Here is a 14077-nt window from a genome sequence, read left to right as displayed (position 1 = left end):
GAAAATGATCAACGCAGAACTGCTGAAACTGGTGGTTGAAGCATCCAACGATGGCATCGTGGTAGCAGAGCAGGAAGGCGACGAAAATATCCTAATTTATGCCAACCCGGCCTTTCAGCGCCTGACGGGGTACAGCGTTGACGACATCCTGTACCAGGACTGCCGTTTCCTACAGGGTGATGACCGTGATCAAGCCGGTTTGACAGTAATCCGCGAGGCGATAAGGAACCTTCTCCCCTGCCGGCAAGTCGTTCGCAACTATCGCAAGGATGGCAGCGCCTTCTGGAACGAGCTGTCGATCACCCCAGTGTTCAACGACACCGATCAACTCACCTACTTCATCGGTATCCAAAAGGACGTCAGCGTCGAAGTTGAGGCCAAAGAGCGAGTGCGTGAACTGGAAGCTGAAGTCGCACAGCTGAAGACCCAGCTGGCTCAATTGCAACGCTAAGCCCAAGAGCACTCAGAGAAAGAACAACTTTGAACATAACTGGCGGCACCGAATGCTGCCGGAAACAGACCAACGTAGCTGGTGAGTTCAAACACTCGGACATCGCCTTATGCGTTCAATCCGATCCAGCCATGGAAGCCGACGTACAGACCAACACCGATGATCAAGACACTGGACAGGTAAGGCGCACGCCGAGCAACAGTACCCAGCCATGGCCAACGGTTGGAAGCTTGTTTAGCACCAATAGCTGCCGCAGCACCTACAGTGACCAGGGTGAGCGCCAATCCGATGCTAAAGCTCAGGACGAGCATGCCTCCCAGCGCGACTTCTTTAACCTGAAGACTGAATCGGCCCGGGTTTCGTAGACACATCCTTGCCTTAAACTGAGGCCAATCACGAGTTGCCATGAGCAACCCACGTCATCTCGAAGAATCCAAATCCAAGCGGGCAATCAAGTGACCGAAAAAGCCGTCTGTCGCTGATGTGGCGGCGCGTCTTCGTGTGCCAACCCATAGCCCCTTTGCCTGGATAAAGCACTAGAGCAACCCCCGAGAAAAACGACGGCAAGACGATGAAAACACGCCGAGCGGGGTAGTCCAAGCAGTTATTCAATGCGTCTATAAACGTAGGCTCGATTCAGCTGGATGCGTTTTTTTTATTTCAAACCCTCGCGAAGGTAATAGATTACTTATTGAACATTTCGTAAAAAAGCGTAACATCCCCAACCATGATACTCGAACAGCTCAAAGCCTTGGGCAATGACACTCGCATGCAAATGATGGAGTGGCTCAAAGACCCACTCAGTAATTTCCCACCTCAGGATCATGGCGATCCTGCGATAGGAGTGTGCGTAACCCATTTGCAGCACAAAGCTGGGCTTTCACCTTCTACCGCGTCTGCACATTTAGCTATCTTGCAACGTGCAGGCTTCGTGCTAACCACCCGCATCGGAAAGTGGACTTACTACCGGCGCAATGAGCAGGCGATTGATGACTTTGCGGCTAGGCTGATCATCGAGTTGTAATTTTTAAATTTTCATTTCGTTATTTCGCGTAATTAGAAAACATAAGGAACCCCCTATGAGCAGCAAAACTATCTTCGTCCAACCCGGTGGCGGCTATGAAAACGTTATGGTTGGCAGCAGCGAAGTCCGAGCCGCAGCGCGTGGCGAAATCACCGTACGCCTCCACGCCAACTCGCTCAACTACCACGACTTCGCGGTGGTCAGCGGTATGTGGGGCCCTAGCGAAAAACGCATCCCCATGGCCGATGGTGCCGGTGAGGTCATTGCTGTCGGCCCAGATGTCACTGAATTCAAGGTGGGTGACTCGGTCGTCAGCACCTTCTTCCCGGAGTGGATCGACGGTGTGCCACTGGTTGAAGGCTTTGTCAGCGTGCCAGGCGATGGCATTGACGGCTACGCTCGTGAGCAAGTGACGGCCAAAGCCACATCGTTCACCCTCGCGCCTACTGGCTACAGCCATGCTGAAGCGTCGACGCTTACCACCGCCGGCCTTACTGCATGGCGCGCCCTGATGGCCGATGACTCACTCAAACCGGGCGACACCGTGCTCGTCCAAGGCACTGGTGGCGTTTCAATTTTCGCCCTGCAGTTCGCTAAAATGGCCGGTGCTACCGTCATTGCTACCTCTTCAAGCGACGAAAAGCTTGAACGTCTGAAAGCTCTAGGCGCTGATCATGTAATCAATTACCGCAAAGACCTTAACTGGGGCGAAACTGCACGCGCTCTAACGGGTGGCCGTGGTGTTGACCACATCATCGAAGTCGGCGGCCCTGCGACGCTTGAGCAATCGATGCTTGCAATTCGGGTTGCTGGTCACATTTCCGTCATCGGGATACTGAGTGGCGTAAGCGGTGCAATGAATTTTGTACCGGCACTGATCAAGCAAGTGCTTCTGCAGGGGGTATTGGTGGGTAGCCGCAGCCAGCAGCAAGACATGATCCGAGCCATCAATGCTAATGGCATGCGCCCGATTATTGATCGTCATTTCCCTTTGAGCGAGATTGTCGAAGCGTTCAAGTATCAGGAAACCAACCAGCATTTCGGCAAAATTTGCCTGGATATCTAAGCCCACATGAATGGGCATGATCCATATGCCTATCTCAAAGATATGCTGACATGGCTGCCGACGCAGCGGACGAGATTGATTGGCCCATTGCTGCCTGTCGCAACGGCAGCGATGGGTCGTTTTCTGCCGGTCATGGCCACGCAGTGTGATGGTTGGGATAGTCGGTTAAATGCAAATGGGTGGGCAAGCCCGTGCAATTACCCAGTCGAGTCAGTCAGAAGGGGAATTGAGGCACTGAGAGAAACCTCTCACTCAATTCACTATATCGATACTAGGTTCTCAAAAGGGCACAAGTTTTTTTTCCTAGTTCGTCATTTTCCCGAACTGCCTTTGGAAATGATTCTCATGATGCGACTCAGAATCGAAGTAGCAAATACGCCCCAAAGGTTGGATTGTGTGGATGGATGGTGAATTTATTTCGCAGCTATGCCGAAGCCGAAGCGTTCATAAAAAGTCGGGAAGTTCGCGTAATTGCAGTCCACCCTTTAACTATCAGCATAAACTGCCCCTAGCTGAACTGGCTTCTCCAAGGCACCTGCTTTGAAGGAAAAACCAGTCATCGTTTTTAAAACTTTCTGAAAGCGTAATACTCAGGCGACTCAACCCGCGCTTATTCTCTGGCTGCCACTTTAGCCGGCTTTTTTTTGCCCGAGGATTTTGGCAGCCGTGTTGCCAAGTCTTTCAATTGAGTCTCCGCTTTTTCGAGTGCAGTCGCTGCGCAGCGCTGCCAAACCTTTTCCAGCGGGAGTAGGTCGGATTCGATCAACGCTTTTTGGCACCACTGATAATGGTCATGCCAAGCCCCCAAAGCCGACTGCAGGGCTTTGAGAGAATTCGCTGCTTCACCCGAAAGCGGTGACAATTTCGGAAAAGCCTCCGTCAGATAGCGAGTCCGCTTGACCAAGATTCTCAACTCATGCCGATCAAACACAGCGTCGTCTACCGCCGCATGCAATCGGTCAATCTGCTTTTTGAGTGCTTTTTCAATTTGAGGCTGGGCCTGCTTTAAACCGCCGTTGATCTCAGCCAAACGAAAATTTGAGGGCCACTCATCCAACTGGATGAACAAGTTCTGGAGAGCTGCGCTTTTTAGAATTTTGGAGTAGTCAGACGCCAAACGCGCTGTTCTGAGCTGCGCCTGGACAGGAAAGCCCCTTTCCTCTAACTCCTGAATCATCACCTCCAAATCGCGGGCCGGCGTGGTTAGCCTTCCCACTTCCGCAGCAGCATGGTTCAGCGCCACGACTTCGCTCATCGAACGCATCGGTCGAAGTAGGCTCCGGATGCGCCTCACAGCGATTCTGAGGTCATGCAAAGCCTCGCTATCAGTCCTCGCCTCCAACCGAGAACGGGAGTGATACAGAGCAACCTGAAGAGCCAGTATCTCAGCAACGAAATTGTCTACGAAAGACATACGGTCATCCCATTGAATAGGCAAACGACGAGCTTAGCAGAGGCGCAGATCACCAAGCGTTGACCCAACTTAAGAACTGCTACGCGTACTCGGCGACCGCATGAAACAAGAAACTTTGCCCGAACGCTAGCCATGGGTACTTCAGGGAAAAAGGCCGCAGAGGTACGGCCTTATAGGTTGTTAAATCTCCATCTGCGTTCCCAGTTCAATCACTCTGTTCAGTGGCAATTTGAAATACTTTAGATTGCTATTGGCATTCTTCAGCTCGTGAAGCACCTGGTTATGCAGCAGGTTGTGCAATAGTGCATGGGGAACGGCGTCGGCCCTGACCGTCAGGAAAAGCACCAAGGGGAGAGTACATTTACAGATCATCAAATCAATGGTTCGAACACATCAGAGTTCTTCCAGCGCCTTGGTAAACTGACGCACTGCGTCTACTACTTGTCGTGCACCGCTCTGAATTTCGTCTATCACTTGACCGGCTTCATTGACCAAGCTGACGCCTTGATCGACCTTGTGACGACTAGCCTGCATGCTGTCGACTGCGTCCTGAGCTAGTTCATGGTTGCGCTTGACTACGTCGACGATTTCTACGGTGGCCTGGGCAGTGCGCGCAGCGAGGTTTCGTACTTCATCGGCGACTACGGCAAAACCTCGCCCCTGCTAACCCGCTCTTGCAGCTTCGATTGCAGCATTCAAGGCAAGAAGGTTAGTCTGCTCGGCGATACCCCGGATGGCGGCGACCACACAAGAAGTCGCGAGCCATGTCCAGCGCACTGCTGACGCCACCCAGGAGGCTAACCGGCTGACCGGACGCGACATTGCCCGAGATACCCGCGAAGCGATCCAGCGCCTCTCTGCAGTGGTGGGTGAAACTGTGGAGACCGTCGCGCAGTTGGCCAAGGACAGCAACGAAATCGGAACAGTGGTCGACGTAATCAAAGGTATTGCCGATCAAACCAACTTACTGGCACTGAATGCCGCGATCGAGGCCGCGCGCGCTGGCGATATGGGTCGAGGCTTCGCTGTGGTGGCTGACGAGGTACGTCAGTTGGCACAGCGCACGTCTGAGTCCACTAAGCAGATCCATGACCTGATCACCAAGCTTCAGACTTCCTCTAACAATGCCGTACAGACAATGGAAAGCGGTCATCGTCAAGCCGAAGAAGGTGTGGCGTGGGTACTTGAAGCAGACAAGGCGTTGGTAGGAATCAGTGAAGCCGTAGCCAACATCACTGATATGACAACGCAGATTGCCGCCGCCACTGAAGAGCAAACCGCTGTCGCCGAGGAAATCAGCCGTAACATCACCACCATTGCCCAACTGGCGGATCAGACATCGGAGCAAGCTCATCACTCAGCAGAACTAAGCAAGGAGTTGACCAAGACAGCTGCAACTCAATATTCGTTGGTCGAACGCTTTAATCGATAGTCCCAATGCGCTTAACCACCGGCGTTGTCATTGCCTGGGCAGCCAAAGTAAACGCGCTGCTTTCTCGTTCATGTCCTCTTCCTAGCCAACTAATTAAGGGCCCTCTCAGGCCCTTTGTACTCAAACCAAACTCACTTGGTCAGCCAGGACTCGACAGTGTCGGAACCGTATTTCGCTTTCCATTCCTTCAGCGTTTTGTGGTTGCCGCCTTTGGTTTCCACGACTTCGCCCGAGTTAGGTTTTTTGTAGACCTTCACTTGGCGAGGCTTACGAGTACCTGATTTAGACTCGGCAGCTGGTGCGCGACGTCCAGCCTTAGGATCAAGCAAGTTGATCACGTTCAGCAGGCTATAACCGTACTCGGCGAGCAAAGCGCGCAGCTTTGTTTCAAATTCAATTTCTTTCTTCAGGCCAGCATCACCTTTCAGCGCTTCGAGAGCTTGAAGCTGTTCGGCGAGGTGTTTTTCGAGTTGACGGTATTCTGCGAGTTTGGACATGGTAAATCTCATATGTGATTTGTATGTACGAAAAAAGCGCTCGGCTAACACATCTTTTGCGCTTGGAGCGAAAATCCATGAAGAGCCACCGAGGCATTATCAACCATTATTGCTACCAGCGAAGCCATCGCGGCCCTAGTAATGCGCCTAAGGCAGTCGGAACTAACATACCCAGCAAATACCAGGCCCCCCAAAATGGAGCCTCCATTTCAGGGCAATGCAGGCAATAGGCAATCGTAGCCATCGCACTCGCCAATAATCCACCACAGGCACCCGTCAGTGACAGTCGCGTCGGGGCCATCCCGCGTAGGGCCCAGAAAACAGCAATAAACCCAGGAATCGAGAGCAAGGTGATGTTCATCGCGCATACCCGCCAAGTCTTGCCCAGAATGATCGCGACGCGCGTATCGGGAACTGCAGTCATGAGGACATAGAGGGTACCGGCCCACACCGCTGCCACCGTTGCACCGATCAGGAGGCTTCCGGTGCCCGGAGTTACTCCAGGTCTTGCCAGTCGCGTCACCACGCTCAGAGCGCCGATCATCAGACTCAGCGGGAAGGCGATCTTCGCCCAGAAGATAGGGGTTGTTGCAACTGTGGCCAGGTCTGGGCGGACACCCAATATGATCGTCACCAGCAAGGTGGCAACTACAAGCCCTGCCAGCACCGCAACACTGAAGCGTTTGGCAAGCGCATGCCGGTCTACCGGGGTGATCCCGGAGGCGAGCATGCCAATAAAATCATCAGTTTTCATAGTGCACCTCTAATCTTAAGTGCCAGCGCTTTAAGCCCGCGATGGATGCCGATCTTAACGGCTGACTCCGACAAACCTGTCATTTGCGCAGTTTCTGTGACGGACAATCCCTCAAGCTTCACGTGCATGATCGGCAGACGCTGACGCTCAGGTAATTGCTCAAGTAACTTGCCCAGGTCGCGACTGGCCTGCGCCGGTTCAAGTTGAGGCTCGGCAAACAGTTCCGCCGCATCGTCGAGGGTGTCGTTGAAGACCTCATGGCGCGACCGTCCTCGGAAAAAATCTGTGAGTTTGTAGCGGGTGATGGCAAAAACCCACGCCGTCAGGGGTTGATCCGTCTGATACGTATGGCGACCGTTATGCACGGCCAGCAGCACCTCTTGCAGCAAGTCCTCGATTTCGCTGGGCTGGCGTTGCAGCCGGGCGCGCAAAAAGCCGCGTACATGACCACTTAACACCGACAGGAACGAGCGATAAGCCCGCTCGTCGCCCTCAAGGCCTGCGAGGAACAGAGCATGAAGCTGCATCTCTCGGCTGCGCAACGCGTCGTTACATGTAGTTCGTTCCATCGTCCGCCCTGGTTACACGAGGAGTAAAAATTTTTTTGTACCTATTCAACGCCAGCCCTGACGACAGGCAACGGATGATGCTTGCGCTCAAGGACATAAGGCAACAATCAACCTTGTTTGCGGCTTATGAAAAGTTTTTGAAAAATATTTTGTGGTGGCTGTAACCGGAAAGGAGAAGCCAGCGAACTACTTATCGGATCGCAAGTACAGAGCATCCTGCACTGATACGACGACCCATCCCCATGATCCCGGAGTAACAGCCATGAACAATCTGAGACTTGCCGCCCTCGCCGTTGCCTTTTCTTCCTTCGCCGCTGGCGCCATTGCCGCAGAGACCCCAACCGCAGCCGGTTCCATGGATAAAGCAGGTGCCATGGAAAAATGTTACGGCGTTGCCATGGCTGGTCACAACGATTGCAAAGCCGGCGCCGGCACCACCTGTGCAGGCACTGCCAAAATGGACTACCAGCCTAACGCCTGGAAAAACGTTCCAGCGGGTACTTGCACCAGCATCAAGACGCCAAAAGGCACCGGCACCCTCGCACCTATGTAATACCGTCACCATGGGGCACACGCCAATCATGAATAAGCCATTCCAGATAGGGGCCGGACTCGGTCTCAAACCGAACCATTATGAGGACGCCCTCGAGTGTACCGTCGAGGGTCTCTGGTTCGAAGTTCATCCGGAAAACTACATGGTTGGCGGTGGCCCCCGTTTGGCATGGCTGGAAGCCATTGGTGAGCGACACCCACTGTCGTTGCATGGTGTATCGCTATCACTGGCCGCCGATTGCCCGCCGGACGAAGAGCATTTGAAACGTCTGAAAATGCTCGCGGATCGCGTTCAACCGGCCTTAATCTCCGAGCATCTGGCGTGGTCAACCTGGCGCGGAAAGTACCATCCTGACCTACTGCCCTTTCCCCGTACCGGAGAAGCCTTGCAGCGCATCGCAGGCAATATTCAACGCACACAAGATATCCTCGGACGTCGCATTGCGATCGAAAATCCGACCCACTATTTGCACTTCGATGGACATGACTACAGCGAGCTCGACTTTCTCACCGAGCTGAGTCGGCGAACGGGCTGCGGTTTGCTGCTGGATGTGAATAACGTGCACATCAGCGCCCATAACCTGGGGTTCGATGCGGCTACCTATCTGGATGCGTTTCCGGCGAAAGCGATCATGGAGATTCATCTAGCAGGATTCGCCGAAGATCCTGGCAACTCCACGTTACTGATTGATACCCACGATGCCCCTATCGCCGAGGACGTCTGGTCTTTGTATCGACGTCTGATCGAGAGGATCGGCCTGCGCCCTACACTGATTGAACGTGATGATCATATCCCTGACTTCGACGTTTTACTGTCCGAACGCAACCGGGCACAGACCGTGTTGAACCTTGGGCAAAACCAGCGATTGCAGGTGGCGATATGAAACCATCCCTTGCGAGTTTTCAGGATGCATTCGTGGATGCGTTGTACGGCATCGAATCATCCCTCATGGACTCACTTACCACTCAGCCTGGTTTTACGGTGTATCGCAATACAGTACTCAAGGGTTCGACTGATGCGCTGCTCGCCAACTTTCCAACTGTTGAGCGCCTGGTGGGCACTGACTGGCTCAGAAGTGCGGTGGCGATATACGCACGCCTTTCGCCGCCAACGGATGCCCGGTTGCTGCACTACGGCACCGACTTCCCCCGCTTTCTCGACGAATTTGAGCCTGCGCGAGAAATGCCTTACTTAGGCGGTGTCGCCCGGCTGGATTTGCTCTGGACACACGTTCATTGCGCCATTGATGAACCGGGTCTGGATCTGAGCGACTTGTCGCAGTTTACCGAGACAGAACTTGGCAATCTGTGGCTGACACCAAGGGCCGCAGCCGGTTGGCTCTGGTTACCTGACTGCCCGGCCTACACCATATGGCGTGTCAATCGCGAACAACTGGAAATGCCAGAGGAACTCGAATGGCAAGGCGAAGGCGCGCTGCTGACACGTAAAGCCGGTCGCGTGCATTGGCAACCCGCCAGTGCTGCTGATTGTGCCTTTCTCGACGCCTGTACAGCGCACCTGCCCCTCGATCTCGCGGCAGATAAAGCCATAGAAGCCGAACCAGACTTGAATCTGGAGAATCTCATTATCCGCCTGGTGAGTGCCGATGCATTCGTTTCTATGGACTTGGGTCTTTCCTCCTGAAAAACCGGTTACTGACATCATTAAAGGAGCACGACATGGACACTCTCCAAACCCGCTCACCCGCCGCTGACCACTCCCTGCGCGGACTCTGGAATCTCGTCGCGAACCGGCTGAGCACACTCATCGGCGATTCGTTTTTGGTTCTGGTGGCGCGCATTGCTATTGCCGCCATTTTCTTCATGTCCGGACGCACCAAAGTCTCGGACTTTATGACAATCACTCCGAGCACATACGAGCTTTTCCGCACGGAGTACGCATTGCCGTTGATCTCTCCAGAACTGGCGGCGCACCTCTCGACGTACAGCGAGCATCTGTTTCCTGTGCTTCTGGTGCTGGGTCTGTTTACCCGTCTATCAGCATTGGCACTGCTGGGCATGACCTTTGTAATCGAAGTGTTTGTGTACCCCGATGCCTGGCCAACTCACCTCTCTTGGGCAGGCCTACTGCTGCTCATAGTCGCGCGCGGGGCTGGATCACTTTCACTTGATCGGCGGCTGGGCATCCGATGAAACCTTCACCATTGAGCATGGTTTCAGAAAGCAACCTTGTTCATGGTTTTCGGCAACCAGTGTACCGCTAAACGCTTCGTTCTCCGTGCGCCGCAAATCACGCCAGTACAACGCCCGCCTTCCGTAGGGCTGCAACTTCCAGGTAATTCACATGCAAAGTAATGCCGTCCGATTTTCCTGCGTAGGCTGCGGTATTTGCTGCAAAGGCAGACTGATACCGTTGACGTTAGCTGAAGCACAACAGTGGCTGACTAGGGGGGATGAAGTCGCAGTGATTGTCGAAGCCTTCGACGAATCGAACTGGCCTCGTTCATCAGAGGAATTCGCCCACGCCAAAGGTCGGTCGGTAAGCGTTCGTTGTGGCGATGCACGGATAAACGTCATCGCCGTATTTGCTGGCAAAGCCCTCGAGCAATGTCCCAACCTCAGAGCGGATAATCTGTGCGGTATCTACGACGAGCGCCCGTTGGTTTGTCGAATTTATCCAATGGAAATCAACCCATTTATCCCGTTACTCCAAGAAAACAAGGTGTGCCCGCCAGAAGCGTGGGAGAGCAACGATATTCTATGTACCGATGGACGAGCCAATCCAGCGCTAGAAGCGCTCATCCATCAGTCTCGACTGGCAGACAACTCCGACGCCACAAGCAAAGTCGCCATTTGTGCGCAACTGGGATTAAATGTGGCGAGTTGGAAAGACAATGCGCTGGCCGTTTATTTTCCGCCTCGGACAAATTTGCTAGAGGCGATAGACAGCGCCATAGGTAACTCAGAGGATCATCCAGATTATGAGTGGCTAGTACGGGTCGATGATCCATCACTCAATGAACGATTGGCCATGGCGAATCTAGTAATGGCTGCCAACGATTCCACCGATTACATCTTCCATACTTTATGAACTGCCTTCACAGACCGACCATAAATGTATGATGGATTGCTCTTCACCAACGATCGCTTATCGAACCGTGCTCGCGTCCTGATTGAATAGCAGCTTGCGTGTTTCCTCGTCGACGACCGGAGCGATGTAGATTCGTTCCGCCATCGCATATGCACGCTTTGTCGCAGGTCGATCACCTACTCGCTCAAACCAGCGAGCCAAATGAGGGAAGTCGGCAAGCTCTTGCTGCTGCCGGACGTGGGGCACAATCCATGGATAACTGGCCATGTCGGCAATGCTGTAGTCGCCAGCGATGTAGTCACGGCCATCCGCCAAGTGTTTATTCAACACGCCATACAATCGAGCGGTTTCCTTGACGTAGCGCTCCTGCGCATAGGGAATTGGCACCGGAGCGTATTGTACGAAGTGATGATTCTGCCCCGCCATCGGCCCCAACCCACCCATTTGCCAGAACAACCACTGCAAGGTTTCGTTGCGCCCTCGTAGATCGCCAGGAATGAACTGATGAGTTTTATCTGCCAGGTACAACAAAATGGCGCCCGACTCGAAGACTGACAACGGCTGACCACCGTCCAGTGGCACATGATCGACAATGGCTGGAATACGATTATTGGGAGCAATTTTTAAAAATGAAGGCGTGAATTGCTCCCCTTTCCCAATGTTCACCGGCACGATGCGATAAGGCAGGCCCGACTCTTCAAGGAACATGGAAATTTTGTGCCCGTTAGGGGTAGTCCAGTAATGCAGGTCGATCATGATCTTGCACCTCTACTGAATAATCTGAGGGAACATCGCTTTACGGGCGTCAGCATCCATTTCGGTCTTGTAACTGTGTTGGGTCTTCAGTGCTTCAGCTCGCTGGGCTGCCGGTCGCGCATTGATTTCATCAAGGAGCCGTTTGACGTTTGGAAGTTTCCCCCAAGCTTCGTCACCCAGGATGAAAGGTACTGCACGCGCCCAGCCCCACACCGCCATATCCACCAACGTGTACTCATTTCCTAACATGTAAGGCATGTTTGCCAAGCGGTCGTTGATGATCGTCCAGTGACGCCAGGCTTCGAAGGTGTAACGGGTAACGGCGTAATCTTTGGGATCGGGGGCGAAGTGTTTGAAATGCACTGCCTGACCAGAGTACGGGCCGATGCCAGTCGCGACGAACATGAGCCAGGAATACATTTCGCCACGGGCTTTCAGATTGTCAGCGGGCAGGAATTTTCCGCTCTTTTCCGCCAGGTAAAGCAGTATGGCGTTGCTGTCGAACACTACGGTGTCGCCGTCAACCAAAGCCGGTGTCTTGGCGTTTGGGTTGATCTTGAGAAACGCCGGATCGTGCTGCTCTCCCTTGCGGGTATCGACAGGGATGAGTTCGTACGCAAGACCTGCTTCCTCGAGGAAAAGCGCAACTTTTGCGGGGTTGGGTGACGGGTGATAGTAGAACTTGATCATGTTGACTCCGTGTAGTGGCGGTCAGTGAATGTCGCAAAGTGCCAGGGGCGGAAGCCCAAGACTTTTGAGTGCAATACCAATAGCGTCTGTGACACACGCAGGATCAGGATTAATTCGCGCCAACACTCGAACGCCTAGCAATACGCTAAGGAGGTGATTGGCGCCCGCCGTTGCATCGACTTCTCCAGCAACGTCGCGTTGCGTGGTGAAGGCAACCAGCCGGCCTTCAAAAAAACTTCGAATTGTCTGGAGCTCATCTACCACTGCCTGACGCAAGTCTGCGTCATCTGCTCTCGCCTCGATGGCCGAATTTACCAGCAGGCATCCGCGATGAAGGGGATCGTTCAGCGTGCGATCTACCAGTTCTGCAAAAAACCTGGTAACGGCCATTCCAGAATGAGGCAAGCCTTCAAGACGCTGAATTCGCTCGCGCACACTGCATTCCAGATAGTGATCAAGGGAGCGACGATAAAGACTGCGTTTATCGCCAAAGGCGTTGTACAGGCTTGGCTGGTTTAGGCCTGTTGCCTTGACCAGATCTCGGGTGGAAGTGCCCTCATATCCATGCGTCCAGAAGGCTTCGACTGCGGCGCTTAGAACCATTGACTCATCGAATGTACGAGGGCGGCCCATTGACTGAATAATCTCTGCAGGTTTCTAACAGACCATAACACATGTTTTGTATCGATCGACACAAAATGAATTTTCGATTCCGTATTCTTCGGGTTTGCGCTGTAACCGAGGGGGCGAGCCCTACCCTGCAAGCATCAGGACTTCCGTTGCGAGGCTACTGCTTGACGGATGCGGGTCTCAATTCAGTAACTCAGGGAAAGCTCACTCTTAATCGGCCCGGGTTTCGTACACACCTCCTGCCTTAAACTGAGGCCAATCAGGAGGTGCCATGAGCAACCCACGTTATCCCGAAGAATTCAAAATCCAAGCGGTCAATCAAGTGACCGAAAAGAAGCTGCCTGTCGCTGATGTGGCAGCACGTCTTGGTGTGTCGACGCATAGCCTCTATGCCTGGATAAAGCGCTACAGCAAACCTCAAGCAGAACGGCAGCAAGACGACGATCAGCACGCTGAACTGCGTCGTCTGCGAGCCGAACTCAAGCGGGTCACCGAATAGCGAGACATCTTAAAAAAGGCCGCCGCGTACTTTGCCAAGGAGTGCGGTTGAAGTACGCCTTTATCAAGCAGCGAGCGGGCGACTATTCGATTCGACGGCTTTGCCTGACGCTGAAAGTCCATCCCAGCGGTTATTGCGCCTGGCTGTCTGAGCCGCAATCTATACGCGCCGAAGACGACCAGCGACTGCTGGGTTTGATCAAGCATTCCTGGCTGGAGAGCGGCGGCGTTTATGGCTATCGCAAAGTCCATGACGATCTGCGCGAAGTCGGTGAGGATTGTGGTCGGCATCGTGTGGCGAGGCTGATGCGTCTTGAAAGTCTGCGCTCTCAGACAGGGTATCGACGCCGTCCTGGCAAATACGGCGGTAAGCCTGCGGTCGCCTCACCCAATTTACTGAAGCGCCAGTTCGATGTCGTAGAACCCAACAAAGTTGGGTCACCGACATCACTTACATTCGTACGTATGAAGGCTGGCTGTATTTGGCGGTGGTGCTGGATCTGTTTTCTCGTCAGGTCGTTGGATGGTCAATGAAGTCGCAGATGACCAGTGATTTGGCCATTGATGCGTTATTGATGGCGGTTTGGAGGCGAAAACCGAAACAGGAGGTGATGGTTCACTCCGACCAGGGCAGCCAGTACAGCAGCTCCGATTGGCGCAGTTTTTTGAAAGCGAACAATTTGGTTGCCAGT

General features: G+C 53.5%; 15 protein-coding genes and 6 pseudogenes. 11 read left to right on the top strand and 10 right to left on the bottom strand.

Annotated elements, in window-relative coordinates; all coding sequences use genetic code 11:
* Nucleotides 1–4: 4 nt before the first annotated feature.
* Nucleotides 5–451: a PAS domain-containing protein gene (locus Q7W83_RS10130; protein ID WP_473655966.1), complete on the top strand. Its 447-nt coding sequence runs from the start codon at nt 5–7 to the stop codon at nt 449–451.
* 107 nt (nt 452–558) lie between these two features.
* On the opposite strand, the pseudogene Q7W83_RS10125 reads toward Q7W83_RS10130, so the two are convergent.
* Nucleotides 559–792, bottom strand: a pseudogene (locus Q7W83_RS10125) (nickel/cobalt efflux protein RcnA); the annotation flags it as partial.
* Between the two features lie 386 nt (nt 793–1178).
* Here Q7W83_RS10125 and Q7W83_RS10120 point away from each other — a divergent pair.
* The 3 genes and pseudogenes from Q7W83_RS10120 to Q7W83_RS10110 all read left to right on the top strand — a co-directional run.
* Entirely contained in the window at nt 1179–1475 is a 297-nt protein-coding gene (locus tag Q7W83_RS10120) for an ArsR/SmtB family transcription factor (RefSeq protein ID WP_072405141.1), read from the top strand.
* Between the two features lie 55 nt (nt 1476–1530).
* Nucleotides 1531–2541: a zinc-dependent alcohol dehydrogenase family protein gene (locus Q7W83_RS10115; protein WP_473655965.1), complete on the top strand. Its 1011-nt coding sequence runs from the start codon at nt 1531–1533 to the stop codon at nt 2539–2541.
* Nucleotides 2542–2637 (top strand): annotated as a pseudogene (locus tag Q7W83_RS10110) (transposase domain-containing protein); the annotation flags it as partial. It abuts the gene before it with no gap.
* Between the two features lie 514 nt (nt 2638–3151).
* On the opposite strand, the gene Q7W83_RS10105 reads toward Q7W83_RS10110, so the two are convergent.
* From Q7W83_RS10105 to Q7W83_RS10095, 3 genes and pseudogenes are all read right to left on the bottom strand, one after another.
* Nucleotides 3152–3955: a CHAD domain-containing protein gene (locus tag Q7W83_RS10105; protein WP_473655964.1), complete on the bottom strand. Its 804-nt coding sequence runs from the start codon at nt 3953–3955 to the stop codon at nt 3152–3154.
* A 180-nt stretch (nt 3956–4135) separates the two neighbouring features.
* Nucleotides 4136–4297 (bottom strand): annotated as a pseudogene (locus Q7W83_RS10100) (hypothetical protein); the annotation flags it as partial.
* Nucleotides 4298–4348: 51 nt separating this feature from the next.
* A pseudogene (locus Q7W83_RS10095) lies at nt 4349–4702 on the bottom strand (methyl-accepting chemotaxis protein); the annotation flags it as partial.
* Here Q7W83_RS10095 and Q7W83_RS10090 point away from each other — a divergent pair.
* Nucleotides 4683–5387, top strand: a pseudogene (locus Q7W83_RS10090) (methyl-accepting chemotaxis protein); the annotation flags it as partial. The pseudogenes Q7W83_RS10095 and Q7W83_RS10090 overlap by 20 nt on opposite strands.
* A 131-nt stretch (nt 5388–5518) precedes the next feature.
* On the opposite strand, the gene Q7W83_RS10085 reads toward Q7W83_RS10090, so the two are convergent.
* From Q7W83_RS10085 to Q7W83_RS10075, 3 genes are all read right to left on the bottom strand, one after another.
* Complete coding sequence (locus Q7W83_RS10085; RefSeq protein WP_473655963.1) at nt 5519–5884, bottom strand: histone-like nucleoid-structuring protein, MvaT/MvaU family; 366 nt, start codon at nt 5882–5884, stop codon at nt 5519–5521.
* A gap of 112 nt (nt 5885–5996) precedes the next feature.
* Nucleotides 5997–6638, bottom strand: a complete 642-nt coding sequence (locus Q7W83_RS10080) for a DUF1109 domain-containing protein (protein WP_473655962.1) — start codon at nt 6636–6638, stop codon at nt 5997–5999.
* Nucleotides 6635–7207 (bottom strand): sigma-70 family RNA polymerase sigma factor, encoded by a 573-nt coding sequence (locus Q7W83_RS10075; protein WP_473655961.1) that lies wholly within the window; start codon nt 7205–7207, stop codon nt 6635–6637. The genes Q7W83_RS10080 and Q7W83_RS10075 overlap by 4 nt, the downstream gene beginning before the upstream one ends.
* Before the next feature lie 262 nt (nt 7208–7469).
* Between Q7W83_RS10075 and Q7W83_RS10070 the strand changes: the two genes are divergently transcribed.
* The 5 genes from Q7W83_RS10070 (at nt 7470) to Q7W83_RS10050 (ending at nt 10811) form a co-directional block, all read left to right on the top strand.
* Nucleotides 7470–7760, top strand: coding sequence for a BufA1 family periplasmic bufferin-type metallophore (locus tag Q7W83_RS10070; RefSeq protein ID WP_473655960.1), 291 nt, complete (start codon nt 7470–7472; stop codon nt 7758–7760).
* A 28-nt stretch (nt 7761–7788) separates the two neighbouring features.
* Complete coding sequence (bufB, locus tag Q7W83_RS10065) at nt 7789–8643, top strand: MNIO family bufferin maturase (RefSeq protein ID WP_473655959.1); 855 nt, start codon at nt 7789–7791, stop codon at nt 8641–8643.
* Nucleotides 8640–9404 carry an HvfC/BufC family peptide modification chaperone gene (locus Q7W83_RS10060; protein ID WP_473655958.1) on the top strand — a complete coding sequence of 255 codons (765 nt, stop codon included), beginning with the start codon at nt 8640–8642 and terminating at the stop codon, nt 9402–9404. The genes bufB and Q7W83_RS10060 overlap by 4 nt, the downstream gene beginning before the upstream one ends.
* A 35-nt stretch (nt 9405–9439) precedes the next feature.
* Complete coding sequence (locus Q7W83_RS10055; RefSeq protein WP_094468396.1) at nt 9440–9913, top strand: DoxX family protein; 474 nt, start codon at nt 9440–9442, stop codon at nt 9911–9913.
* A gap of 151 nt (nt 9914–10064) precedes the next feature.
* The gene (locus tag Q7W83_RS10050) at nt 10065–10811 is read left to right on the top strand and encodes a YkgJ family cysteine cluster protein (RefSeq protein WP_473655957.1); all 747 of its coding nucleotides are present in this window, start codon (nt 10065–10067) and stop codon (nt 10809–10811) included.
* 57 nt (nt 10812–10868) lie between these two features.
* On the opposite strand, the gene Q7W83_RS10045 is transcribed toward Q7W83_RS10050, so the two are convergent.
* Genes Q7W83_RS10045 through Q7W83_RS10035 form a run of 3 tightly spaced genes read right to left on the bottom strand, consistent with a single transcriptional unit; the run spans nt 10869 to nt 12860 of the window.
* Entirely contained in the window at nt 10869–11567 is a 699-nt protein-coding gene (locus tag Q7W83_RS10045; RefSeq protein ID WP_473655956.1) for a glutathione S-transferase N-terminal domain-containing protein, read from the bottom strand.
* Between the two features lie 12 nt (nt 11568–11579).
* The gene (locus Q7W83_RS10040) at nt 11580–12257 is read right to left on the bottom strand and encodes a glutathione S-transferase family protein (protein WP_473655955.1); all 678 of its coding nucleotides are present in this window, start codon (nt 12255–12257) and stop codon (nt 11580–11582) included.
* Between the two features lie 21 nt (nt 12258–12278).
* Complete coding sequence (locus tag Q7W83_RS10035) at nt 12279–12860, bottom strand: TetR/AcrR family transcriptional regulator (protein ID WP_473655954.1); 582 nt, start codon at nt 12858–12860, stop codon at nt 12279–12281.
* 298 nt (nt 12861–13158) lie between these two features.
* Here Q7W83_RS10035 and Q7W83_RS10030 point away from each other — a divergent pair.
* Nucleotides 13159–14077: pseudogene (locus Q7W83_RS10030) on the top strand (IS3 family transposase); the annotation flags it as partial.

The organism is Pseudomonas sp. 300 (assembly GCF_055803035.1).
This window is presented reverse-complemented; position numbering and strand designations above follow the sequence as displayed.

Excerpts from the sequence above, each read along its gene's own strand:
- Q7W83_RS10130 (WP_473655966.1), top strand. The coding sequence starts at position 5 with ATGATCAACGCAGAACTGCTGAAACTGGTGGTTGAAGCATCCAACGAT.
- Q7W83_RS10120 (WP_072405141.1), top strand. The coding sequence starts at position 1,179 with ATGATACTCGAACAGCTCAAAGCCTTGGGCAATGACACTCGCATGCAA.
- Q7W83_RS10115 (WP_473655965.1), top strand. The coding sequence starts at position 1,531 with ATGAGCAGCAAAACTATCTTCGTCCAACCCGGTGGCGGCTATGAAAAC.
- Q7W83_RS10105 (WP_473655964.1), bottom strand. The coding sequence starts at position 3,955 with ATGTCTTTCGTAGACAATTTCGTTGCTGAGATACTGGCTCTTCAGGTT.
- Q7W83_RS10085 (WP_473655963.1), bottom strand. The coding sequence starts at position 5,884 with ATGTCCAAACTCGCAGAATACCGTCAACTCGAAAAACACCTCGCCGAA.
- Q7W83_RS10080 (WP_473655962.1), bottom strand. The coding sequence starts at position 6,638 with ATGAAAACTGATGATTTTATTGGCATGCTCGCCTCCGGGATCACCCCG.
- Q7W83_RS10075 (WP_473655961.1), bottom strand. The coding sequence starts at position 7,207 with ATGGAACGAACTACATGTAACGACGCGTTGCGCAGCCGAGAGATGCAG.
- Q7W83_RS10070 (WP_473655960.1), top strand. The coding sequence starts at position 7,470 with ATGAACAATCTGAGACTTGCCGCCCTCGCCGTTGCCTTTTCTTCCTTC.
- bufB (WP_473655959.1), top strand. The coding sequence starts at position 7,789 with ATGAATAAGCCATTCCAGATAGGGGCCGGACTCGGTCTCAAACCGAAC.
- Q7W83_RS10060 (WP_473655958.1), top strand. The coding sequence starts at position 8,640 with ATGAAACCATCCCTTGCGAGTTTTCAGGATGCATTCGTGGATGCGTTG.
- Q7W83_RS10055 (WP_094468396.1), top strand. The coding sequence starts at position 9,440 with ATGGACACTCTCCAAACCCGCTCACCCGCCGCTGACCACTCCCTGCGC.
- Q7W83_RS10050 (WP_473655957.1), top strand. The coding sequence starts at position 10,065 with ATGCAAAGTAATGCCGTCCGATTTTCCTGCGTAGGCTGCGGTATTTGC.
- Q7W83_RS10045 (WP_473655956.1), bottom strand. The coding sequence starts at position 11,567 with ATGATCGACCTGCATTACTGGACTACCCCTAACGGGCACAAAATTTCC.
- Q7W83_RS10040 (WP_473655955.1), bottom strand. The coding sequence starts at position 12,257 with ATGATCAAGTTCTACTATCACCCGTCACCCAACCCCGCAAAAGTTGCG.
- Q7W83_RS10035 (WP_473655954.1), bottom strand. The coding sequence starts at position 12,860 with ATGGTTCTAAGCGCCGCAGTCGAAGCCTTCTGGACGCATGGATATGAG.